14 protein-coding genes are annotated in these 23,763 nt (G+C 67.4%); 5 read left to right on the top strand and 9 right to left on the bottom strand.

Translation table 11 applies throughout. From position 1 onward, the window contains the following. Positions 1-96 precede the first annotated feature (96 nt). The 6 genes from moaE to GCN74_RS21060 form a co-directional block, all read right to left on the bottom strand. Positions 97-570: a molybdopterin synthase catalytic subunit MoaE gene (moaE, locus tag GCN74_RS21085; protein ID WP_152258491.1), complete on the bottom strand. Its 474-nt coding sequence runs from the start codon at positions 568-570 to the stop codon at positions 97-99. Next, complete coding sequence (locus GCN74_RS21080; protein WP_152258490.1) at positions 567-3,155, bottom strand: DUF349 domain-containing protein; 2,589 nt, start codon at positions 3,153-3,155, stop codon at positions 567-569. Before GCN74_RS21080 ends, moaE begins: the two co-directional genes overlap by 4 nt. Positions 3,156-3,332: 177 nt before the next feature. After that, positions 3,333-3,983, bottom strand: coding sequence for a hypothetical protein (locus GCN74_RS21075; RefSeq protein WP_152258489.1), 651 nt, complete (start codon positions 3,981-3,983; stop codon positions 3,333-3,335). A 112-nt stretch (positions 3,984-4,095) separates the two neighbouring features. Beyond that, positions 4,096-6,777: a bifunctional acetate--CoA ligase family protein/GNAT family N-acetyltransferase gene (locus GCN74_RS21070; RefSeq protein ID WP_193317191.1), complete on the bottom strand. Its 2,682-nt coding sequence runs from the start codon at positions 6,775-6,777 to the stop codon at positions 4,096-4,098. Between the two features lie 118 nt (positions 6,778-6,895). Continuing rightward, the gene (locus GCN74_RS21065; RefSeq protein ID WP_152258488.1) at positions 6,896-7,888 is read right to left on the bottom strand and encodes a DUF2804 domain-containing protein; all 993 of its coding nucleotides are present in this window, start codon (positions 7,886-7,888) and stop codon (positions 6,896-6,898) included. Beyond that, positions 7,885-9,162, bottom strand: coding sequence for a winged helix-turn-helix domain-containing protein (locus GCN74_RS21060; protein WP_226939147.1), 1,278 nt, complete (start codon positions 9,160-9,162; stop codon positions 7,885-7,887). Before GCN74_RS21060 ends, GCN74_RS21065 begins: the two co-directional genes overlap by 4 nt. 407 nt (positions 9,163-9,569) lie before the next feature. On the opposite strand from GCN74_RS21060, the gene GCN74_RS21055 reads away from it, so the two are divergent. Beyond that, positions 9,570-12,785 carry a di-heme oxidoredictase family protein gene (locus GCN74_RS21055; protein WP_152258486.1) on the top strand — a complete coding sequence of 1,072 codons (3,216 nt, stop codon included), beginning with the start codon at positions 9,570-9,572 and terminating at the stop codon, positions 12,783-12,785. 24 nt (positions 12,786-12,809) lie between these two features. Here GCN74_RS21055 and GCN74_RS21050 read toward each other — a convergent pair whose 3' ends face one another. After that, positions 12,810-14,183: an ATP-binding protein gene (locus GCN74_RS21050; protein WP_152258485.1), complete on the bottom strand. Its 1,374-nt coding sequence runs from the start codon at positions 14,181-14,183 to the stop codon at positions 12,810-12,812. 276 nt (positions 14,184-14,459) lie between these two features. On the opposite strand from GCN74_RS21050, the gene GCN74_RS21045 reads away from it, so the two are divergent. Next, positions 14,460-16,610, top strand: a complete 2,151-nt coding sequence (locus GCN74_RS21045) for a TonB-dependent receptor domain-containing protein (RefSeq protein WP_152258484.1) — start codon at positions 14,460-14,462, stop codon at positions 16,608-16,610. 63 nt (positions 16,611-16,673) lie between these two features. Here the strand turns inward: GCN74_RS21045 and GCN74_RS21040 are convergent, their stop codons facing one another. Together GCN74_RS21040 and GCN74_RS21035 are read right to left on the bottom strand one after the other, a co-directional pair. Then, on the bottom strand, positions 16,674-17,342 hold the full coding sequence (locus GCN74_RS21040; protein WP_152258483.1) for a response regulator: 669 nt from the start codon (positions 17,340-17,342) through the stop codon (positions 16,674-16,676). A gap of 22 nt (positions 17,343-17,364) precedes the next feature. Continuing rightward, positions 17,365-17,736, bottom strand: coding sequence for a YajD family HNH nuclease (locus tag GCN74_RS21035; protein ID WP_152258482.1), 372 nt, complete (start codon positions 17,734-17,736; stop codon positions 17,365-17,367). A gap of 280 nt (positions 17,737-18,016) precedes the next feature. On the opposite strand from GCN74_RS21035, the gene GCN74_RS21030 reads away from it, so the two are divergent. From GCN74_RS21030 to GCN74_RS21020, 3 genes are all read left to right on the top strand, one after another. Continuing rightward, entirely contained in the window at positions 18,017-21,037 is a 3,021-nt protein-coding gene (locus tag GCN74_RS21030; protein WP_226939146.1) for a PAS domain-containing protein, read from the top strand. Positions 21,038-21,102: 65 nt separating this feature from the next. After that, positions 21,103-22,329 carry an exonuclease SbcCD subunit D C-terminal domain-containing protein gene (locus tag GCN74_RS21025; RefSeq protein ID WP_152258481.1) on the top strand — a complete coding sequence of 409 codons (1,227 nt, stop codon included), beginning with the start codon at positions 21,103-21,105 and terminating at the stop codon, positions 22,327-22,329. A 16-nt stretch (positions 22,330-22,345) separates the two neighbouring features. Continuing rightward, positions 22,346-23,763: AAA family ATPase (locus GCN74_RS21020; protein ID WP_152258480.1), on the top strand; the 1,418-nt coding region annotated here is incomplete at its 3' end.

Below are 23,763 nucleotides of genomic sequence, written 5' to 3'. Positions count from 1 at the left end.
GTTAACCAAATTGGGGTGAGGCAGTACTTTTCAAGCATACACAAAGCAGGAAACCGCTGCATTTGGGCAAATGCTAGCGTGCGCGGCAGATACGATTCAAATGCTGCTTGCTTTTGTCGCCCATTTGTCCAGGGCCGTCTCGTCGCTGTCGCGCGCATCGACCCAGCGCGCCCCTTCGGGCGTGTCTTCCTTCTTCCAGAACGGCGCTTCCGTCTTCAGGTAGTCGATGATGAACTCGCAGGCGGCAAACGCCTCGCCCCGGTGGGCGGACGAGACGGCCACCAGCACGATCTGCTCCTGCGGCAGCAAGGGACCCACGCGGTGGATCACCAGCGCGCCCGACAGGGGCCAGCGGCCCCGTGCCTGCTCCACGATGGCTTCGATGGACTTTTCCGTCATGCCCGGATAATGCTCGAGCTCCATGGCCGCCACGTCCAGCCCCTCGTTCATGTCGCGCACCGTGCCGACGAAGCCGACGACGGCGCCTACCTTGGGGTTGCCTGCACGCAATTGTGCGATTTCTTGACTGAGGTCAAAATCGGCGTGCTGGACGCGGACGGAAGTGCTCATTTGACGTTGCCTCCGATGCGGCGCAGCAGGGTTTCGATGCGGCTGGCCGTGCGCGCGTCGGTGGCGGCGGCAATCGCGCACAGCTGCATCAGCTGCGACACTTGCGTGAGCGGCTTCTGGCCCGATTTCAGCGACGATTGCAGCACTTCCACCTGCATTTTCAGGCGGTCGCGGGCAAATTCGGCGCCGCTGTCGACGCCGGCGACGATTTCCAGGCGCAAGACTTCATCGAGCAAGCGGGCTTGGCCGGCCTGCAACTGCTGCACGTAGGCGGCCGCGCCCTCGCCCAGCGCCGCCTGGGCGGCGGCAAAGCGCTGCTGCAGGCTGCGTTCGTATTGGGCGTCCAGCGGCGGCAAGGCGCTCCAGCGTTCGGACCAGATGGCCCCATCCGTGCCGGCATCGCCCTCGATCAGGGCCGTTTCCAGCGCCTGCGTCAGGCGCAGCTTGTCGCGCAGGGCGTTGACCTGGGCCGCGCCCGCGCGCTCGGCGATGGCATCCGCCTGCGCTTGCAGGCCGGCGGCCGCCGCCTGGTAGCGCTGCTCGATATTCGCTTCGCTGGCGCGCGGCACGGGACCCGTGGCATTCCAGGCGGCGCGCGTGTCGCGCAGCAAGTGATGGATAAAGGCCGTGCGGGCCTTGTCGTCGCCCTCGGGCACGACGGCCGTTTCCAGGCTGGCGCACAGCGCCACGCGCGCGTGCAGGTGTTCGCGCCGCTCGTGGTCGGCCGCGTGGGCCGTTTCCTTGCGCTTGGCGAAGATATCGTCGCAGGCGGCGCGGAAACGCTGCCACAGCGCCTGTTCCGCGCGGCGCTCGAGCGGCAGGGCCTTCGCCAATTCCTGCCATTTATCCTGCAAGGCTTTCAGCATGTCGACCGTGTTGCGCTCGGACGGCTTGAGCAAGCCCACTTCGACGATCAATTGTTCGCGCCGCGCCGTCTCGATCTGGCGCTGCGTTTCCAGCGGCTTCGACAAGGCGTCGAGGGCGGCGCCAAATTCCGTATCCAGGCGTTTCTTTTCCTTGCGGTCGATGGTGCCCAGGCGCGTCCACGCCTGGCGCAAACGCTGCGAGGCGGAGGCGATGTGTTTCCAGTCGGTACTCTCTTCGGCTGCCAGGGCGGCCGTTTCCGCGATCAGTTCCTGGGCCTTGGCCGCATTGCCGTGACGCTCTTCGGCCAGCTGCTTGAAATGCTGGGCCGCCGGCGCATACGCGAGGCTGCAGGCGGCGTCGAAACGCTCCCACAGGGACTTGGGCGCGGGGCCGGACAAGGTGTCGAGCGACTTCCAGCGCTCGCGCAAACTGCCCACTTTCTTGGCCAGCTCGGCCATCGGTAATTGTTGCGCCGGCAACTCTTCGCCGGCCTTGACCAATTCCTCGCGCGAGACGTTGCCGCCCCAGCGCGCCCAGTCGGCCAGTTGCTTGAATTGCGCGCGCACGTGGGCCAGGCGGTCGGACTGGGCCGGCGTCAGACGGCCGTGCTTGCTATCGCGCAAGGTCTTGTCGTGTTCGGACGCCACGTGCAGCAAGCCGTCCTGCAAGGCCGCTTCCATGGAGTCCAGCGTCTTGACGAACTGTTCCGCCTCCTCCTTCGACACGGGTGCGTGTTCCTGGCGCGGCTTGCGCGGCGCAGGCGCATGCTCTACCGCTTCGCCAGGTACGGCGGCCACAGGCGCTGCCTGCACGGGCGCCGGTGCGCTGGCCAGCAGGGCCGCAAATTGCTGCTGCAGGCTGTCGGACAGCGGCGACTCGGGCAGGCGCGGCAGCGCTTGCCACGCGCGTTTCAGGGTGTCAGCGTCGAGCGTGACGGCATCCTGCGCCTGCCAGTCGACCAGCGCGGCCTGGCGCGCGTCGAACACGGCCTGGTGCTGCTGCAGCGCCTGCAAGGCGGACTGCGCCTGCTCGCGCGCCTGCGCAAAGTCGCTTTCCAGGTGTTTAGGCAACGATGCCCGCTCGGGCGATTGCGCATGCTGCGCATGGTCCGCGTCCAGGCGGGCCAGCGCCTGCGCCAGTTCCCCGGCGCCCTGGCCGCTGGCCGCCAGCGCGCGCACGGCGGCGACGGCGTCGATCACGGCGCGCTGCAGCAGCACCTGCGCTTCCAGGCGGGCAGCCAGCGCGGCGCGCGCGGCGGCAAAGGCCGTGGCCAGTTCCGGCGTGGCCTTGATGACCTGCCATTGGCGATCCAGCTCGGCGACCTGGTTGGGGCTCAGTTTGTCATCGTTCAACAGGCGCCCGGCCGTGTCGATGCTGGCCTGGGCACGCTGGGTTTCCGCCGCCTGGTGGCGGATCAGGTCGATACGGCCCTGCATCAGCTTGGCGACGCGGCGATCCGTGTTGCGCATGGCCTGGCGGACTTTTTCCAGCAGGGGCAAGGCATGGACGTGTTCAGCCGCGATCAGGCGGGCATCGGCAAATTCGCTGGAAACGATAAAATCGGCGGCGGCGGCTTCGTCGCCCGCCACGGCATGGGCACGCGCTACCTGTTCGGCGCGGCGCGATGCGCTCTGCGCCGAGGCGGCGGCCTGTTCTGCCACGACAGGGTCTGGTGCGGAAGGCTTGCTGGCAGAACGCTTGAAAAGAAATTCGAACATGACGGGTTTCGCGTGGATCAAAACCACCATCATAACAAAGCCCGGGGTATTGCATCGGACAGGTATGTACAAGTTACCAAATGACTAATACGACATTTCTCCCATGAAGACGCCAGCGCAAAACCAGGGCGCACGCCCCGGCGCAAACGGGCGAACGGGGTGTGCGCTCGCTCCCGTTCAAGCCTGCGCGCGCAGGGGCTGCGCCGCGGCAGGCACGGCGGTCTCGCCGGCGGCAGCGGCGCTGCCCGTGGTGTCAGCGGCGCCGCCAGGCGTGCCCGGCGCCGGAAGGACAAAGGGCAGCACCTGCGCCTTGCCGCGGCGCGCTTCCTGCGCGCGCGCATCGTGGGCGAGGAACTGGTAGGCGATGGCAAACCACGCTTCGCCCACGATGACCTTGCGCGCCAGCGCGAACAGTTCGCGTTCTTCTTTTTCCAGGCGCTGCAGCAAGGCCCCGCAAAAGGCGTCGATGGCCGCGCACAGCTGCTCGGCCTGCAGCTCGGAGCTGTCGATGGCGGCACCCGCGCGCTGCTGCACGACATTGATGCTTTCCAGCGCCGCATGGTTCAAGCCGTTCAACTCGTCCAGCAAGCCGTCGGCATGCGGCGTGGCCTGGCGGATGGCGGGGATCAGATACATCTCCACCTTGCGCCAGTAGCCCCCCTGGTACAGCCGGGTCAGCCAGTCGCCCGCATACTGCAGCTGCGCCAGGCTCAGGCTGCTCTGCTGGCGCAGTTGCACATGCATGTATTTTTGAAATGCCAACAAACTCAGGCGGATGCTTGCCTGCTCCACCGACAGGGAAACCAATATATATGTTGCAGTAAGCATGCACTCACTCCCGAAAATACGCTTGATATGTCATCCTGGAAGTGAAAGTGTAAAGACTACCGACAGGGATGGGCTTGATCCTGCACAAACCCGCGGCATGCCCCGGCGTTTTTCAGGACGCGCGCAACCCGATGTGCAGGTTGACCACGCCCGGCTCCTCCGACGGCGTGACCTCGCCGCCAAAGCTTTTCACCAGCCGCTGCATGCCCTTGTTGCGCGCCATCGCCTCGCCCACCAGCGCTTCCGTGCCCCGGCTGCGGAAATAATCGACCAGCTTTTCAAACAGGATGTGGCCCAGTCCCTTGCCTTTCAGGGCCGAGCGCACGGCGATGGCGAAATCGGCGTGGATATTGTCCGGGTCCGCCACGGCGCGCACCACGCCCAGGGTTTCCGGCTTGCCGTCCGGGCCCGTGTGCGTGGCGATGAAGGCCATGGCGCGGTCGTAATCGATCTGCGTCAGGCGCGCCAGCTGCGACACGGGCAGTTCGCGCATGGACGTGAAAAAACGCAGGCGCACGTCGTCCGGGTCCAGCGCGTGGAACAGGTCCATGTGCTGCGGCGCATCCTCGGGGCGGATGGGGCGCAGCAGGATGGATTGCCCCATCCACGTCACCTGCTCTTCCAGCTCCTGCGGATACGGCCGGATGGCCAGGCGGTCGCTCTTCTGGCCCGGCTGCAGGCGGATGCGCGCGTCGAGGGCGATCACGCCATCGGCGTCGGCCACCAGCGGATTGATATCGAGTTCGGCCAGCTCGCCGATATCGGCCACCAGCTCGGCTACCTGGATCAGGGTGTAGCAGATGGCGTCGATGTCGGCCGGCGGCTGGTTGCGGTAGCCGGCCAGCAGTTTCGATACGCGCGTGCGCGCCAGCATGTCGCGCGCCAGCACCATGTTCAGCGGCGGCAGGCCGATGGCGTGATCGGCCGTCACTTCCACGGCGATGCCGCCCTGCCCCACCAGGATGACGGGGCCAAACGCGGCATCCGTCGTCACGCCGACGATCAGTTCATGCGAATGCGGCCGGCGCGCCATCTGCTGCACCGTGAAGCCGTCGATCAGGGCGTCGGGGCGCATGCGACGCACGCGCTTGAGCATGGCCGCGGCGGCCGTGCGCAGGATGTCGGGCGTATCCAGGTCCAGCGCCACGCCGCCCACGTCGGACTTGTGGGCGATGTCGGGCGAATGGATTTTCAGCGCCACCGGGTAGCCGATGTCCGCCGCCACGGCCAGCGCCTCTTCCACGTCGGCCGCCATGCGCGTGGTGGCCACGGGGATGCCGTAGGCGGCCAGGATTTCCTTCGAGCGGCATTCGCCCAGCACCGTCTGGCCGGCGGCCAGCGCGGCGGCGACGATTTCGCGCACGCGCGCGCGGCGCGGCGTGGCCGACATGGGCAGCTGCGCCGGCACCTGCATCAGGGTTTCCTGGTTGCGCCGGTATTGCACGATCTGCATGAAGCCATGCACGGCCTTTTCCGGCGTGTCGTAGGTGGGAATGCCGGCCCGGTTGAACACCTGGCGCGCGGGCGCCACGGTGGTGCCGCCCAGAAGGCACGACAGTACCGTGCGCGACGTGGCCTTGATCAGCGGCGTGACGGCTTCGGCGATGTCGATCGACGAGACCATGGCCGTGGGCGCGTGCAGCAGCAGCAAGGCGTCCGCCTGCGGCTCGTCGAGCAGCGGCACGATGGCGTCGGCATAGCGCTGCACGGGCGCGTCGCCGGGCAGGCCGACGGGGTTGTCGTGCGACCAGCCGCGCGGCAAGGCTTTTTCCAGCGCAATCACGGTATCGGGAGACAGCTCGGCCAGCTTGCCGCCGCTGCCCACCAGCGCATCGGTGGCCATCACGCCCAGGCCGCCGCCGTTGCACAGGATCGCCAGGCGCTCGCCCCGCTGCGAGCGGATGTGCGTGAGGGTTTCCACGGCATCGAACAGTTCCTCGGCCGAGTACACGCGCAGCATGCCGGCGCGGCGGATGGCCGCATCGTACACGGCGTCGGAACCGGCCAGCGCGCCCGTATGCCAGGCCGCCACGGCCGCGCCTTCGGCGGCGCGCCCCGCTTTCAGCACGATGACGGGCTTGCTGCGCGCGGCCGCCCGCGCCGCCGACATGAATTTGCGCGCCGCCTGGATGTCTTCCATGTACAGCAGGATGGCGGCCGTGTCGACGTCGCCCGCCAGGTAGTCGAGCAGGTCGCCGAAATCGATGTCGTAGCTGGCGCCCAGCGAAATGAACTTGGAAAAGCCCACGCCATGCGCATTGGCCCAGTCGAGCACGCCCGACACGAGCGCGCCCGACTGCGACACGAAGGCGATCTTGCCGCTGGTCGCCCCCACGTGGGCGAAGCTGGCGTTCAAGCCCAGTTTCGGCACCAGCAAGCCCATGCTGTTGGGGCCCAGGATGCGCAGCAGGTGCGGCTTGGCCGCCTTCAGCATGGCCAGCCGCAGCGACTGCTCGCGCACGGGGTCCAGGCCGGACGTCATGACGATGACGGCGCGCGTGCCCAACGCGCCCAGTTCGCGGATCAGGGCCGTGATGGTGGCGGGCGGCGTGCAGATGATGGCCAGGTCCGGCGCTTTCGGCAAGTGCGCCAGCTTGCGGTAGCATTTCAGGCCCATCAGTTCGTCGTATTTGGGATTGACGGGCCAAAGATCACCTTTATACTGCGCCCCCTGGTCCCCGCCGCCCAGCAGATTAGAGAGGGCGATGGCGCCCAGCTTGCGTTCGCGCGCCGTGGCGCCGATCAGGGCCACCGAGGCCGGCTTGAACAGCTTGTCGAGATTACGGATACTCATGTTCTGGCCTCATGGATTGCCGGAGCGGGATTGCCGGAGCGACTAGGCGCCAGTGTATAGGATGCGTTGCCAAAAAAATTTGACCTTGTCGTGCGTTTCACGAAAAATCCGCGCGCCCCTACCAGCGCGAACGGTGGCTTTCCGTCACCCCCGCCAGTTGCGCCACGATGCGCTTGGGAGAGTCCGCGCTGGCGCGCACCCAGCCGCTAAAAGTGCCGATGGGCTGGATGTAGCGGCTGGCCGCGATCCACAGGTTCTTGTCTTCGCGCCGCGCGCCCTCGGGCTTGAAATGCAGGTCGAGCAGATCGTCATCCGTCCACACATGCCACGGCGCCAGCGGGTTGTCGGGATTGAAGTCGAAATGCGCGCGGCCCAGCGCATACAGCTGGCCGTCGAGCCACAGCGCGTTTTCATGCGCGCCGAAATAGCCGGCCTGCAGGTTGAAACCCAGGTCCAGGCTGTGCGCCGACGCCCAGCGCCATTCCGTCTCGCGCGCCAGCAAGCCGTTCGAATAGTCGAAGCTGGCCACGCCGTCGTCCAAGCTGTAGCCCATGGCGCCGCAGCGCACGGTGCCCCACAGGGGCAGGCCGCCCGACTTTTGCGTGGCGTGCGCGCTGCCGCCCTCGCCCACGGGCCCCACGGCCAGCAGGGTGGGCGCCACGGGCGGGCCGAATTCCGCATCGATGCCGAAATGGCCGCAGTCGAGCCGCAGGCGGTAGCGCTGCTGCGGCTGGGCTTCGATGGCGATCACTTGCGAGAGGAAGCGGAAACGGCTGCTGCCCCCCGCATGCGGCGCCACCGTGGCGCACAGCCCGGGCACGCCATCCTGCGAAAAGGCGGCCACGATCTTGCCCTTATGGCGGTCGAAGGCATACGCAAACGCCGTGCTGGTCCAGCCCAGGTCGACGATGGCCACGCCGCAGAACAGGGTGGGCGTGGACAGCGCCACGTAATGCCAGCGCTTGTGGTGAAACAATCGCCAGACGCCGCCGCGCGCGTGCGGCGGCGCCAGCGCGCTCCAGTCGAAGGCGTCCAGCTGCCCCGTGTAGCGGCCGAAATGAGGGACGCCGTCGGCGTCGAGCAGGCGGGAAGGAGCCGGCGGCAGCATCATGCGGCCCGCCTTGCGGCAGCGCCGCCGTCATGCAGCGCCTCGGCCAGCTGCCGGCCGAACGGCGCCGGCTGCGCCTGCACGATATCGATCTGCGGACAGCCATGCCAGAGCGCCAGGCGCTGCACGGCGCCGGCCACGTCCTGCACCAGGCGCGAGCTGAGGCGCACGCCGTCTTCCAGCGCCAGCGACTTGATCTCGAAGCGCCCCTGCGCGCGGTGCGCCTTGGCGTCCAGCCGTCCCACCAGCGCGCCGCGGCGCAAGATCGGCAAGGTGAAATAGCCATAGCGGCGCTTCTCGGCCGGCGTATAGCATTCGAGCCGGTAGTCAAAGCCGAACAATTCGAGCGCGCGGCGCCGGTCCCAGACGACGGGGTCGAACGGCGACAAGATCGTCGTCAGGGTGGGCGCCAGCTTGCCGGCGGCCGCACTGCGCGCCAGTGCTTCATGCTCGGCATGCACGTACACGGCGTCATCCCAGCCGGCCACCGTGCAGCGCAGCAGCGCGCCCTCGTCCACCAGCATTTGCAGATCGTGCGCCAGGCTGGCGCGCGATTGCTTCGTGCGGAAGTAATCGCTGATCCAGCCGGCCCGCGCCAGGCCCAGCGCCTTCACGCTGGCCAGCAGCAGCTGGCGCCGCACCTGCGCTTCCGGCGGCAGCAAGCCATCGTGCCAGCCGGGCAGCACGCGCTCGGCCAGGTCGTAATAGCGCTGGAAATTGTGGCGTCTGGCGATCATCAGCACGCCCGAGGTAAACAGCACTTCCAGCGAACGCTTTTCCGGCTTCCAGCTCCACCAGCCGCCCGCCTGGCCATCCGTGCGCTCGAAGTCGGCCGAACGGGCGGCGCCGTTGGCGCGGATGTGCTCGAGCACGGCCGCCACGGCTTCGCCCTGTTCGGCCATCCATTTGGTCGAGTATTTCCAGCCCATGGCGGCCGGGTCGAGCATGCGGTGGCGGTACAGGCCATAGTCTTCGATGGGCACGAAGCAGGCTTCATGCGCCCAGTATTCGAACAGCGCGCCCTCGGCCAGCAATTGCTCCAGCCACGGCTGCGGATAGTCGCCCAGCCGGCTCCACAGCACCAGGTAGGGGCTGCGCGCCACCACGTGGATGGTGTCGATCTGCAGCACGCCCATCTGGCGCACGGCGGCCAGCACGTCGGCCTTCACGGCCTTCCTGCGGCGCGCCTGCAGCAAGCCCTGCGCGGCCAGGTGCAGCGCGCGCGCGGCAGCCAGGGACAGGGAGGGAAGTATCGGTGCGGCGGGCGGGGTCGGCAAGGTCGGTTCTTCCTCAAAAAAGGGGCGCGCTGCGTCGGCAGGCATTTCAGGAAGATACCGCATTCCCGCCCCGCGCCCGGCATTTTTTCCTGAATTTTTTTCATGCAGTCGCATCTTTTTTTTCATGTTCCGCACCGCCATAGTGCAAAAACCGGCTGCCGCATGACCAGTTGATGACAACTGCATGCGGCCTCTTGACATGCCCCATGCGCTTCTATAAGTTAGGGAAAATATTGCCGTTCGGCAATTAAATCACCTCCCAGCCCGCATCCCGTCACACCGCCGCTGCCGCCGTCCGGCCGCAAGGTGTGCAGCGATGGCGCCGCCCATGCAGCCGGGAGGCGGAGACGCCGGGCCTGGCCAGTTTGACCAATCTGACATTAATCAATAAAAACAAGGAAGAGAACATGCATATATCCCCGCTTCGGCACCGGCCGCAACGGCCCCGCCTCGCGCGCTTTTCAAGACAGGGCCTGCCGCTGGCCCTGGCCATGCTGCTGGCCGCATGCGGTGGCGGCGGCGGTGGAGAGGCCGCCAGCGCGCCGCCCATGGCCCAGCGCCTGCTGGCGCAAACCGCGTCGGAAACGGCGCTCACGCCCATCGCCGCCACGGCCAGTTCGGCGGAACGGGGCGACCTGTCGGCCAGCGCCGCCATCGACCGCAACGACGGCACGCGCTGGGGCAGCGCGTTTACGGACAACGAATACCTGACGCTCGATTTCGGCGCCCCGCAAACCATCACGCGCGTGCGCATCGCCTGGGAAAACGCGCACGCCAGCGCCTACCTGCTGCAGGTGTCGGACGACAATGCGCACTGGACCACCGTCCAGCGCGTCGACGACAGCAAGGGCGGCATCGAGGACATCGCGGGCTTTAGCGCGCAGGGACGCTACCTGCGCATGCAGGGCGTGAAACGCGCGGGCCAGTACGGCTATTCGATCTTTGAAATCCAGGCCTTCTCGGGCACGCCCGTGCTGCCGCCCGACACGCCGCCCGTCACCGAAGCGCCCGTGACGGGCGACCCGAACCAGCCCGGCGTGGAGATCCGCCCCGTGGCGGCCACCTCCTCGCCAGTGGAAAACAACGGCATGTCGGCCGCCATGGCGATCGACGGCAAGACGACTACCCGCTGGGCCAGCAAGTTCGAGGACGGCGCCTGGATCCAGTTCGACTTCGGCGCGAAGACGCCCGTCGGCTACATGAAGCTGCAGTGGGAAAACGCGTACGGCAAGCAGTACGCGCTGCAAGTGTCCGACGACGGCCAGCAATGGTCGCAGATCCGCTACGTGACGAATGGCCGCGGCGGCACCGAGGAATTCTTCAACCTGGGCGTGCATGCGCGCTACATCCGCCTGCAGGGCGTGGCGCGCGCCACGCAGTACGGCTACTCGCTGCTGGAAGTGAGCTTCAAGTCGCCGGGCAGCGACAACAGCCTGCCGTCCAGCGCCACCTCGGCGCTGAAATTCCCCGCCGATGGCACGGCAATGACGCCGCTGCCGGCCGCCGCGCAGCCGCTGGAAAGCCTGCAGTTCACCCTGGCCGACGGCACGCTGGTGACGCGTTTCGGCGCGCGGGGCCTGGCGCGCCATGGCCGCGAACGGGGCGAGGAATGGAACGAGATCGGCTACGGCCCGAATGAAACGGTCGATCCCGTCACGGGCCTGCCGCAGGACAAGGGACCGGGCAACTACCTGACGTTCGTGCCGCAGTATTTCAAGAACCGCACCTGGGGCGTGGAAATCATCGACAACAGCAAGGTGCGCGGCGTCACCAAGCCTACCCTGATCGTCAACCAGTACACCACCGTCGACTTCCTCTCCGGCGGCGTGGCCTTCTTCCGCGGCTTCGACCGTCCCGGCGTGACGGGCTATGGCTGGATGTCGCCGGGCGAACTGGTGGACCGCAATGTCCCCGTCTGCAAGCCCATGGCCTACCCCGCGAACGACAGGCTGACGAACGCCAACGGCATCAACGGCGCCTGTACCCTCCTGATCAAGGAATATCCGGGCCATGGCGGCCTCGATGCGGCCGGCATGCCGAACGGCACGGACGTCAAGGCGCGCGCGCTGACGGCGGGCGACATCATCGAAGTGTCGCCATCGATGTTCTCCACCACCGCCTCGATGGCGTCGAAAGGCGACGACGGCGGCATCCGCTACTACTCGTATGAATGGACCTACGTGGTGGGCGCGGGCCTGCGTCCATGGTACGGCGTGCAGCCGCGCCTCAATTCCGTGCCGCTGCCGGAAGAGACGCTGTCGGGCGGCCTCGGTTCCGTGTCGTATAACTACTCGGACAACGCCCTGTTCATGTTCCAGCAGCCGCACAACCATATCGGCATGCAGAACATGCAGCGCTTCGTCGAAGGCCGCCGCCTGGTGCACACGAATTTCACCACCGGCGAGCACAATGAGGGCGGCAACGACCGCTACGCGCCGGCCGTCAAGCTGCAGGGACAGCGCTACGGACAGTCGGCCTGCATCGCCTGCCACGTCAACAATGGCCGCAGCCCCGCGCCCGTGGCCCTGAACCAGCGCCTCGACACCATGGCCGTGCGCGTCGCCAGCCTCAACGCGGCGGGCCAGCAGGTGCCGCACCCGCAGTACGGCACGGCGATCCAGATGAATGCCGTCTCGCCTGCCGGCGCGCCGCAGAACTGGGGCAACAGCGTCAGCGTGGGCGGTTTCACGGCGCGCACCGTGGCACTGGCCGACGGCACGCAAGTCGAACTGCGCAAGCCGACGCTGGCCTTCGAAGGCCCCGTGCCGGCCATCGTCTCGCTGCGCGCGGCACCGCCGATGATCGGCACGGGCTTGCTGGAAGCCGTGCCGGAAGCGGACATCCTGGCGCGCGCCCGCAGCGCGCCGGACGCCGATGGCGTCAAGGGACAGCCCAACTACGTGTATGACCCGGAAACGGGCGCCGTGCGCCTGGGCCGCTTCGGCTGGAAGGCCTCGAAGGCCACCCTGCGCCACCAGGCGGCCGACGCGCTGCTGCTGGACATGGCCGTCACCTCGCCCGTCTACCGCAACCGCGCCTGCATGGCCGGACCCGCAGCCTGCGCGGCGGGCGGCGCGCAGCCCGGCATTTCGGAAGCGGACCTGCAGTCGATCACGCAATACCTGGCCCTGGTGGCCGTGCCGGCCCAGCGCAGCATCGCCAGCGGTTTCCCGAAAGGCGTGGCGCCGATCGAGGAACTCAAGGTCGACCCGCAGCAGGTTGGCGCCGGCGCGACGCTGTTCCAGGGCATGCGCTGCGCTGCCTGCCACACGGTGGAAATGAAGACGGGCGCGGGACACCTGTTCGCGGAATTGCGCAACCAGACCATCCGCCCCTACACCGACCTGCTGCTGCACGACATGGGTCCCGAGCTGGCCGACAAGTTCAGCGAAGGCCAGGCGCAGGGCCAGATGTGGCGCACGGCACCCCTGTGGGGCATCGGCTACACGGAAAAAGTCATGGGCAATGTCGGCCAGGCCGGCTATTTGCACGACGGCCGCGCGCGCAGCCTGACGGAAGCGATCCTGTGGCACGGCGGCGAAGGCACGAAGGCGCGCCAGCGTTTCGAGAACCTGTCGAAGACGGAGCGCGAGGCGCTGCTGGCTTTCCTGAAGTCGCTGTAGGCGCTAGACGCACTGGCGGTGCCGTCATGGAAAGATGACGGTCACCGCCAGTCCCCGGCCCTGCAGGCCGGTCCCCAGCACGATGTGCGCGCCATGCCGTTCGGCGATGCGGCGCACGATCGACAATCCCAGGCCGCTGCCGGGCAGCTGCGTCGCACTTTCCACCTGCACCAGGCGCACGAAGCGCTCGAACACCCGCTCATGCCACTCCGCGGTGATGCCCGGTCCCGTATCGGCCACGCGCAGGTAGCTGCGCCCCTCTTCCACGCCGCAGCTGACGACGACGGCACCCGGCGCCGGCGTGTAGCGCAGCGCATTCTCGACCAGGTTGCGCAGCAGTATCCGCAGGCTGTCGTCATCCAGCGCGCACGGCGCCGGGGCCGCGTTCACCGCCAGCGACAGCCCGTACGGCGCGGCCAGCGCCTGCCACGCTTCTTCCTGCCGCGCCAGCAGCGGCGCCAGGTCGCCCGGCGCCAGCGCCGTCCCGGCCTGCGCCTGCGGGTCGAGCTGCGCCAGCGCCAGCAGCTGGTTGACGAGGCGCGTGGCCCGCTCCACGCTGGCGCTCAGGCCGGCGATGAATTCGTCGCGTTCGGCCGCGCTGCGGGCCCGCTGCAGCACTTGCAGATTGGTCTTGATGGCGGCCAGCGGCGTGCGCAGTTCATGCGCCGCATCGGCCGTGAAGCGCTGCTCGTTGTCGCGGCTGTGCCGCACGCGGCCGAACAGGCGGTTAATTTCCAGCAGCAGCGGATGCAGTTCGGTGGGTGCGCCGCGCACCTGCACGTCGGCCAGCTCGTCGGGCGTACGCGCCGACACTTCGTCGGCCGATGCCTGCAGCACGCGAAACACGCGGTGGATGCTCCACCAGATGGCGACGGTGGCCAGCGCCACCAGCAGCAGGCCGAACAGCGCGATGCGGTAAAAGAAGCCGCGGCTGATGTCGTCGCGGTGGCTGGTCGGCTCGGCCACCAGCAGCTGCAGGCTGCGCTGCTGGTCCCACAGCGAATACAGGCGCCAGCGCTGGCCGGCGATCGTGGTCCACGACAGGCCGTCGGGCGCGCTGCGCGACAGGGCGATGTCGGAGGCCGCATCGTTGCGGTACAGCACGCGCTGCTGCGCGTCGCGCACCTTGAACAGCAAATAATGGTGGGGGTTCGGATGGCCGCGCAGGGGCAGGTCGATGGGCCCCGTCAAGCCATGTTCGCGCACATCCTTTTCCACCAGCGACAGCAGCAAATGGCCCGTCTCGATCAGCGACTGGTCGAACAGTTCCTGGCTTTCGCGGCGCGCTTCCACGTACACGATGGCGGCGCTGCCCACCCACAGGGCCAGGGTCAGGCCCAGCAGCACGGCCAACAAGGTGCGCCGCAGCGACCAGGTTTTCAGGACGGGCCCGCTCATGCGCCTGCCGGCGCCATGGGGACGGGCGTTTTCGGGTCAACTGGGATGACGGCAATGTGCATGGGGCGAGCCTGGGGAAGAGTTTGCATGATGCCGTGTGCTTGTTAAGAATCTCTTAAGAACTTCTGCGCAAGATCCGGAGCGAAATATTTTATGGGAAGCCAGGCTCGCAATTGTAAATGATTCTTATTTTGCCAATGATTCCCATTACCGTACCAACACCAGCACCAGCCAACTTATAACGAAACAATCAGCAATCAACCCTCAGGAGTTTGCATGTCCAACAGCACCCGCCGCGCGCGCCTGCCGCGTCCCACCACCCTGGCCCTGGCCTTGGCCGCCCTGTCCTGCCTGCCGGCACACGCGCAGACGGCGCCGGCCAGCATGCCGGAAGTGGTGGTTTCCGCCTCCGGCTTCGAGCAGGATATCAAGCAGGCGCCCGCCTCGATCACCGTGCTGACGCGCCAGGAGCTGTCGAAGGAACGCTTCGGCAACCTGACGCAGGCACTGGAAAGCGTGGAAGGTATCGACGTGGGCGCGGCGGGCGACAAGACGGGCGGCATGAACATCAGCATCCGCGGCATGCCCAGTGACTACACCCTGATCCTGATCGATGGCCGCCGCCAGAACGCGGCCGGCAACGTCACGCCGAACGGCTTCGGCGGCACGCAGACGAGCTTCATGCCGCCACTGGCCGCCATCGAACGCATCGAGATCATCCGCGGCCCCATGTCGACCCTGTACGGCTCGGACGCCATGGGCGGCGTGATCAACATCATCACGCGCAAGGTGGGCAAGCAGTGGATGGGTTCCGTCTCGGCCGACTATACCGCGCAGCAAGAATCGGACTTCGGCGACGTCAAGGCGGGCCGCTTCTACCTGAGCGGCCCCATCGCCACCGACCTGCTGGGCCTGTCCCTGCGCGGCAGCAAGCAGCGCCGCGATGCGGCCGACATCCGCATCCCTAACACGGCCGGCGCGCAAGTGCCCGCCAGCATGGGCGCCAATCCCGTGCGCTCGGACGTGGAGAACTTCGGCGCGCGCCTGGCCTTCACGCCCAACCGTTTCCATACCGTCATCCTCGATGCGGACGCGGGCCGCCAGACCTACGACAATTCGCGCGGCCAGCTGGGCACGCAGTCGGTGCAGGGCGGCTACGGCCCCGAGCAGAAATACAAGCGCGACCAGTGGACCCTGTCGCACACGGGCCGCTTCGGCTTCGGCACGCTCGACAGCAGCTACATGGTGAACAGGACGGAAACCCTGGGCCGCACGATTCCGCCGGGCACGCCGGGCGCCGTCGCCGGCAGCGCGCGCACCCTGGAAGTGGAAAGCCAGGTCTTCGATACCAAGCTGGTATTACCTTTGGGCAAGCACATGGCCACCGTCGGCGCGCAGTGGTGGAAAGCGGACATGACGGATGGCGTGGCGCCGAAAAAATTCGAGTTCACGCAAAAAGCCCTGTTCGTGGAAGACGAATGGCAAGTGCTGGACAATGTTGCCCTGACGGTGGGTGCACGCTACGACGATCACAGCATCTTTGGCGGCCAGACCAGCCCCCGCGCCTATGCCGTGTGGAACGCCACCCCGAGCTGGACCATCAAGGGCGGCGTCAGCAAGGGCTACAAGACGCCACGCGTGGAGCAGCTGTCGCCGGGCATCAACGGTTTCGGCGGCCAGGGCACGATACCCCTCGTCGGCAGCCCGAACCTGAAGCCGGAAACGAGCACGACAACGGAAATCGGCGCGTACTTCGACAACCTGGCCGGCTGGACCGCCAGCGGCTCCCTGTTCAACAACGAATTCAAGGACAAGATCACCACGGGCACGGGCTTGCTCAACTGCAGCTATCGTCCATCGCCGAACCGTCCCGGCTGCGTCAGCTTCGGCAACTGGCCCAACGTGGACGCGTTCGGCCAGTCGATCAACGTGGACGAGGCCGTCACGCGCGGCGTCGAGCTGAACACCCGCTTCCCGCTGGGCAAGACCCTGTCGGCCAGCGCCAACTACACGTACACGGAAAGCGAACAGAAGAGCGGCAGCAACGCGGGCATGCCGCTCAGCGACACACCCAAGCACGCCGTCAACGCGCGCCTGAGCTGGGACATTTCTCCCGCGTGGAATGGCTGGCTGCGCGGCGAATACCGCAGCGAGCGCTTCCGCGATCCGGGCACTTCGGCCGCCACGCGCGCCGCCAAGGCCGCGCTGGGCGACTACAAGGGCTACACCATGCTGCACCTGGGCAGCAGCTACCAGCTGAACAAGCGCGTGACCCTGAACGCGGCCGTGTACAACCTGCTCAACAAGGACTTCGTCGACTACCAGCCTTACCGCGCAGGCTCGGGCCCGGCGTTGACCTACGCCAACCGCTATGTCAACAGCCTGGACGGCCGCCGTCTGTGGCTGTCGGCCACCGTCGATTTCTGATGAGCTAATCCAGCCGCATCATCGATGCCAACGGGCTGCCTCAGGGCAGCCCGTTTTCTGTTGTCACGCCACTTTCGGCTTGTCGATGCAATAGCCGATCGCATGCACGGTGCGTATCAGTTCGCGCCCCAGCTTCTTGCGCAGGTGGTGGATATGCACTTGCACGGCATTGCTTTCCACTTCATCGCCCCAGCTGTACAGGTTTTTCTCCAGCTGTTCCCGGCTCAGCACCCGGCCGCCGTGTTCCAGCAGCAATTGCAGGATGCGGAACTCCTTCACCGTCAGGCTCACGGGCACGCCCCCTTGCGTCACCTGCCGGTCCGCGATATCGAGCACCAGCTCGCCGTGCACGAGATTTTCGCGCAGGCGCCCGCTGGCGCGCCGGCAGGCGCTGCGGATGCGCGCGGCCAGCTCGTCGAGGTCGAACGGCTTGACGAGAAAATCGTCGGCGCCTGCGTCGAGGCCCGCGATGCGCTCGCCCACCTGGTCGCGCGCCGTGACGACCAGCACGGCGCCGCTGTAGCCATTGTCGCGCAGCACGCCCAGCGCCTGCATGCCATCCTGCCCCGGCAAGCCCAGGTCCAGCAGGATGCAGCCATAGTCGTGCAGGCGCACGGCCGTGTGCGCGTGTTCGGCGCTCGTGACCCAGTCGACGGCGTAGCCGTCCTGTTCCAGGCCGATCTGCATGGCGCGGCCCAGCTGCGGGTCGTCTTCGGTCAGCAAGATGCGCATGGGGTCAGGCGGGATGGGCCGCTCAGTCCTTTTTCCTGATCAGGCCCGCCAGCGCGGCGAAGGGATTGTGCGTGGCCGGTGCCACGTCGGCCGACAGCAGGCCGGCGCCGCGGTCCGCTTCCAGGTAGCGCGAGTGCTCATTGTCGTGGCAATACAGGCACAGCAGTTCCCAGTTGCTGCCGTCGGGCGGATTGTTGTCGTGGTTATGGTCGCGGTGGTGCACCGTCAGCTGCTGCACGTTGGCGCGCGTGAATTCGCGCATGCAGCGGCCGCACACCCACGGGTACATCTTCAGCGAGCGTTCGCGGTAGCCGCTCTCGCGCTGGTCGGCGGCGCGGCGCGCTTCGGCCACGATCTTGTCCAGTCTTGCCGCGTCGGGCTTTTTACTCTGCATGACAACTTTCGATATGGGAGGAAGAAGCATCCATTTTAAAGAGGATGGGGACGCAATTGTACTTTTTCTGCCACGGCGCCCGCCCGTATGGGGGGCGGCGTGCTTTTTTTAACGTGCGCGACACCACAGCTACTTGATTTAACGCAGAATAAGGCCAGCGACAGACCACGAACAGACGATGGGAGCGGCAGCACCGGGTTCAGCGCAGGACCGCCGATTTCGGCTATCATGCGCGCCACGCCGCCCTCCCCTTTTCCATGACTCTAGCCTGCAAGCGCCCGTGATAGCGATAACAAGACCCCTGCAACGCCTTGCCCGCCGCCTGTACAGCATCAGCCTGGTGCCCCTGTTCGCGCTCCTGCTGCTGCTCGTGATGTGGGGCGCCGTCATCTATCAGGTGGGCCAGGAACAGGCCGGCGCCGTGCGCGACGCCGTCGCCGGCAGCCAGACCCTGGCGCGCACCCTGGCCGACCATACCAGCTACATCCTGCGCCAGACCGACCACGCCACGCAGCTGTTCAAGCTCAAATACGAGGAGTCTGGCGGCGAGCTGCGCCTCAACGAATTCACGCGCCGCCAGGGACTGCTCGACAGCGTGCTGCCGTCGAAGCTGGAATTGCCCATCGCCCTGGTCGACGCGCACGGCAACGTGACCGACAGCGCCAACGCGTACTTCCCGGAAAAGCTGGCGCACCAGGCCTTCTTCCGCGCGCTGGCCGCCAATCCGGCCGACACGGCCCTGGTCGACACGCCCGTGCTCGACGCGGCCAGCAAGCACTGGACCATCCGCCTGGCGCGCCGCCTGAACGATGGCCAGGGCCGCTTCGCCGGCGCCATCATCATCCACGTCGATCCCACGTATTTCGTCGATGACTACGACCGCCTGAACCTCGACGAACACGGCGCGCTGATGCTGGTGGCGCGCGACAGCGGCCTGACGGTGGGGCGCATCGGCGAGCAATTGATCATCAGCGACCGCATCGATTTCCGCATGCCCGGCGCGCCCGAACACGCGCCCGAGGAACTGCTGATCGAGCCGCCCGTCGACGCCACCTCGCGCATCTACAGCTACCGCGAGCTGCCGCGCTACCCGCTGCTGGCCGTGGTGGGCGTGAGCCGTGCCGCTGCCCTGGCCCGCTTCGAACACCGCCGCAAGGTTTACCTGGGCGCGCTGATCGCCGCCAGCCTGCTGATCGCCGGTTTCACGGCGCTGCTGACGCGCCAGAGCGCGCGCCTGCGCCGCAGCATCCGCCAGGCCAAGGAAACGCAAGCCCTGCTGCGCGCCGCGCACCAGGGCAGCCTCGACGCCGTGCTGCTGCTGAAAGCCTGGCGCCCCGCGCCGGGCAAGCCCGTGGAAGACTTCATTTTCGCCGACGTCAACGAACGGGCCGCCGACATGCTGGGCAAGCCACGCTCGGAACTGCTGGGCCAACGCGTGCTGCCGCAAGTGCCGCTGCTGCGCGGCGAGCGCTTCTTCAAGCGCTTCTTGCTGGTGATGGAAACGGGCCAGCCGCTGGAAGATGAATTCGAGCTGACCTTGGCCTCGGGCGGCACGCGCTGGCTGCGCCACCAGGTCGTGCCCATCGCCGACGGCGTGGCCGTCACCTCGCGCGACATCAGCGCGCGCAAGCACGACGAACTGGCGCTGCAGGACAACCGCAGCTTCCTGCAGTCGCTGATCGACCATTTGCCCGTGCTGGTCTACGTGAAAAGCGCGCGGCCGGAAAATTTCGGCCAGATGGAAGTGTGGAACAAGGCGGCCGAGGACATCACCGGCCACCTGGCCGCCGACGTCATCGGCAAGACCGATTGCCAGGCCTTCCCGCCCGACTTCGGCCTGCACGATGCCGACGACGACCGCGCCATCCTGGCCGAACGGGGCGTCATCGACCATACGGAAAAGCCGCTGCGCCTGTCTGACGGCAGCCTGCGCTACCTGCACGCCGTCTCCGTGCCCGTGTTCGACGAGCGCCAGCAGGTCGAGCATATCCTGTGCATCGCCGAGGATATCTCGCAGCGCCGCCAGCAGGAACTGGAGCTGCGCCAGAAACAGGCCGAACTGGCCGCCGTCAACGACGCCTCGCCGCACGGGCTGGTGCGCCTGGACCGCCAGCGCCGCTGCACCTACGTCAACCGCACCTTCGAATCGATCACGGGCCTGCCGCGCGCCGCCGCCCTGGGCGCCGGCTGGACCAGCGCGCTGCACCCGGACGACTATCCGCTGATGCACGTGGCGCTGGAGCAGCTCACGCGCAGCCACGCGCCGTTCCAGTCCACCCTGCGCTGCCTGCAGCGCGACGGCAGGCTGCTCTGGGTCTCAGTGAAGATCGCTCCCATCCTCATCGACGGCCAGATCGAAGGCTACGTGGGCAGCCTGGACGACATCACCACCTTGCGCGAATCGGAAGTGGCGCTGCTGGAAAGCGAAGCGCGCCTGCGCACCATCGCCGACACCCTGCCCGCCATGATCGCCTACATCGACGCCGACCAGGTCTACCGCTTCCTGAACATCGCCTATGAACGCGAGTTCGGCCTGACGGGCCGGCAGGCGCTGGGCAGCAGCGTGCGCGAGACGGTGGGCGAGGCGCGCTACCGCACGGTGGCGCCGTACATCGAGCGCGTGCTGGCCGGCGAAACGCTGAGCTTCGAGGAAGAAGACGAGAAGGAAGGCATCGAGCGCTGCATGGAAGTGATCTACATCCCGCAGATCGGCGAAGACAAGCTGCAGGTGGTGGGCTTTCACGTGATGCGCCAGGATATCACCGTGCAAAAGCGCGAAAAACAGCGCCTGCTGAAGCTGGCCCAGGTCGATGCCCTGACGGGCTTGTCGAACCGCGCGGGCTTCCAGCAAAAACTCAGCGACGCCATGCATGCCAGCCGCCAGCAGCAGCACCTGATGGCCGTCATGTACATGGATATCGACCGCTTCAAGCCCGTCAACGACACGCACGGCCACGGCACGGGCGACGCCCTGCTGCGCGCCTTCGCCCAGCGCCTGACGCAGACCATGCGCGCCACCGACATCATCGCCCGCCTGGGCGGCGACGAATTCACCATCATCATGGAGCAGATCGCCCGGCCCGACGACGCGGCCGTGCTGGCGGAAAAAATCGTCGCCGCCATGCGGCAGCCGTTCGAACTCGACGGCATCAGCGTGCGCATCTCCGCCAGCATCGGCCTGGCCTTCTACCGCGACGAAGACATTTCCCCCGCCGTGCTGCTGCAGCGGGCCGACGTGCTGCTGTACCAGGCGAAACAGGATGGGCGCAATACCTATCGCGCCGGCGCGACCATCGATTGAAGGCTGGGTCTGACCCCGGTCATTCCTGCTATATTGGCGCCTGGCTTCCCTACCCTTGCCCCACCATGCGCCTGCTGCACACTTCCGACTGGCATCTGGGCCAGACCCTGCACAATTACGAGCGGGGCTACGAACACCAGCGCTTCCTCGACTGGCTGCTCGACACGCTCGTGGCCGAACGGGCCGACGTGCTGCTCGTCGCGGGCGACGTGTTCGACAACGCCAACCCATCGGCCGCCTCGCAAAAGCAGCTGTACGTGTTTCTGCAGCAGGCGCGCGCGCGCCTGCCCGCGCTGCAGCTGGTCGTCGTCGCGGGCAACCACGATTCGGCCGGCCGGCTGGAAGCGCCCGGCCCCCTGCTGGCCGCGCACGGCACGCACGTGATCGGCCATTTGCTGCGCGATGCAGCGGGCAATATCGACCTGGAACGCCTGCTGCTGCCGCTGGCCGGCAGCGATGGCCAGGTGCAGGCCTGGTGCCTGGCCGTGCCTTTCCTGCGTCCCGGCGACGTGCCCAAACTGCCGGCCGGCGACACGCAGGACGCCTACCTGGGCGGCATCGCCCTGCTGTACCGCCAGTTGACGGACCTGGCGCTGGCGCGCCGCCAGCCGGGGCAAGCCATCGTCGCCATGGGCCACTGCCACATGGTGGGCGGCGAAATGTCCAACGATTCCGAGCGGCGCATCGTCATCGGCGGCACCGAGATGCTGCCGTCGGGGATTTTTGACGCCGCCATCGCGTATGCGGCGCTGGGCCATCTGCACAAGGCGCAAGCCGTGGGCGGGCAGGAACACGTCCGCTATTGCGGCAGCCCGATTCCCCTGTCTTTCGCCGAAGTCAATTATCGCCACCAGGTACTGTGCCTGGACATCGACGGCGAGCAGCTGCGCCAGGTGCGCACCATCGAAGTGCCGCGCGCCGTATCCCTCTTGCGCGTGCCAGCCGCGCCGGCGCCCATCGGCGAAGTGCTGGCGCAGCTGGCCGCCCTCGACGTGCCCGAAGCGCCACCGGAAGCGCAGCCCTTCCTGGAAGTGCGCGTGCGCCTGGACGCGCCCGAACCGGGCCTGCGCACGCGCATCGAAACGGCGCTGGACGGCAAACCCATGCGCCTGGCGAAGATCGAAACGTCGAGCGCAGCGCGCAGCAGCGCCCCCGACAACATGACGCTCGACCAGCTGGGCCAGCTGCAGCCCGACGACATCTTCCGCCGCCTGTACCTGCAAAAATACGGCAAGGAAGCACCGCCCGAACAACTGTCGGCGCTGGCCGAACTGCTGCTGCCCGGCGCATGACTGCTACAGAATAACCATGAAAATACTGAAAATCAGCGGCAAGAACCTGGCCTCGCTGGCCGGTGAATTTGAAGTCGACTTCCAGCAGGAACCGCTGGCGTCCGCGGGCCTGTTCGCCATCAGCGGCCCCACGGGCGCGGGCAAGAGCACCCTGCTCGATGCCCTGTGCCTGGCCCTGTACGACGCCACGCCGCGCCTGCTGAAGGTGCTGGGCCGCGGCAGCGCCCTGCCCGACGTGGGCAAGGAAACCGTCAACGCCCAGGATACGCGCACCCTGCTGCGCCGCGGCACGCCGGACGGGTACGCGCAAGTCGATTTCGTCGGCAACGACGGTGCCAGCTACCGCGCGCGCTGGAGCGTGCGCCGCTCGCGCACCCGGGCCGAAGGGGCGCTGCAGGCAACCGCCATGAGCTTGCACCAGCTGCCCGCGCTGCAGCCCGTCGGCGGCACCAAGACGGAAGTCAAGGACGAGATCGAAAAGCGCATCGGCCTGTCGTTCGACCAGTTCACGCGCGCCGTGCTGCTGGCGCAGAACGAGTTTTCCACCTTCCTCAAGACGGAAGACAATGAACGGGGCGAATTGCTGGAAACCCTGACGGGCAGCAGCATCTATACCGATATTTCCATGCGCGCCTTCGAACGGGCGAAAAAGGAAAAGCAGGTCCTCGAACGCCTGGGCGAAAAACTGGCCGACCAGCGCCCCTTGTCGCCGGAAGAACGGGCCGAGACCGAGACGCTGTGCGGCGCGGCCGAGGCCACGCTGCAGCACGTCGACCTGCGCAAGGCCGTGCTGGAACTGCAGCAGCGCTGGCACCAGGAGACGCACAAGCTGCAAAGCCAGGCGACGGCCGCGCAGCAGGCGCTCGACAGCGCGGCCGCCGACAGCGCCGCGGCGGCCGGGCGCCACGCGGCGCTGGCGCAATGGGAATTGCTGCAGCCGGCGCGCGCCCTGGCCGACGACGTGGCGCGCCTGGCGAACGACATCGCCGGCACCGGCGCCGCGCTGGAAGCGGCACGCGTGCAGACGGCGCAAGCGGCGGAGACCGAAGCGCAACTGGCCGCCAGCGCGCAGCTTGCGGCGGCAGCCTTGCTGGCGCACGAAACGGCGCAGCGCGATGCGGCGCCCCTGCTGGACCAGGCGAAGGCGCTCGATGCCAGTATCGGCGCCCACGTGCCCGCGCACCGCCAGGCCAGGGACGGGGCACAGGCGGCCGACCAGGCCAACGACACGGCGCGCGGCGCACTGCAGGCATTGCAGCAGCGCCAGCAAGCCATGCAGGCGGAGCAGGAAACAGGGCGCCTGTGGCTGGCATCGCACCAGCACTGGCAGGCGCTGGCCGCGTCGTGGCAATTGTCGGATCAGTTGTTCGCGCAGGCCGGCCAGGCCGCCGCGCAAGCCGATGCGGCCGATGCGGCGGTGGCGCAGGCGGCGCA

This window comes from Janthinobacterium sp. FT14W (assembly GCF_009208755.1).
Lineage (GTDB): Bacteria > Pseudomonadota > Gammaproteobacteria > Burkholderiales > Burkholderiaceae_D > Janthinobacterium > Janthinobacterium violaceinigrum.
This window is presented reverse-complemented; position numbering and strand designations above follow the sequence as displayed.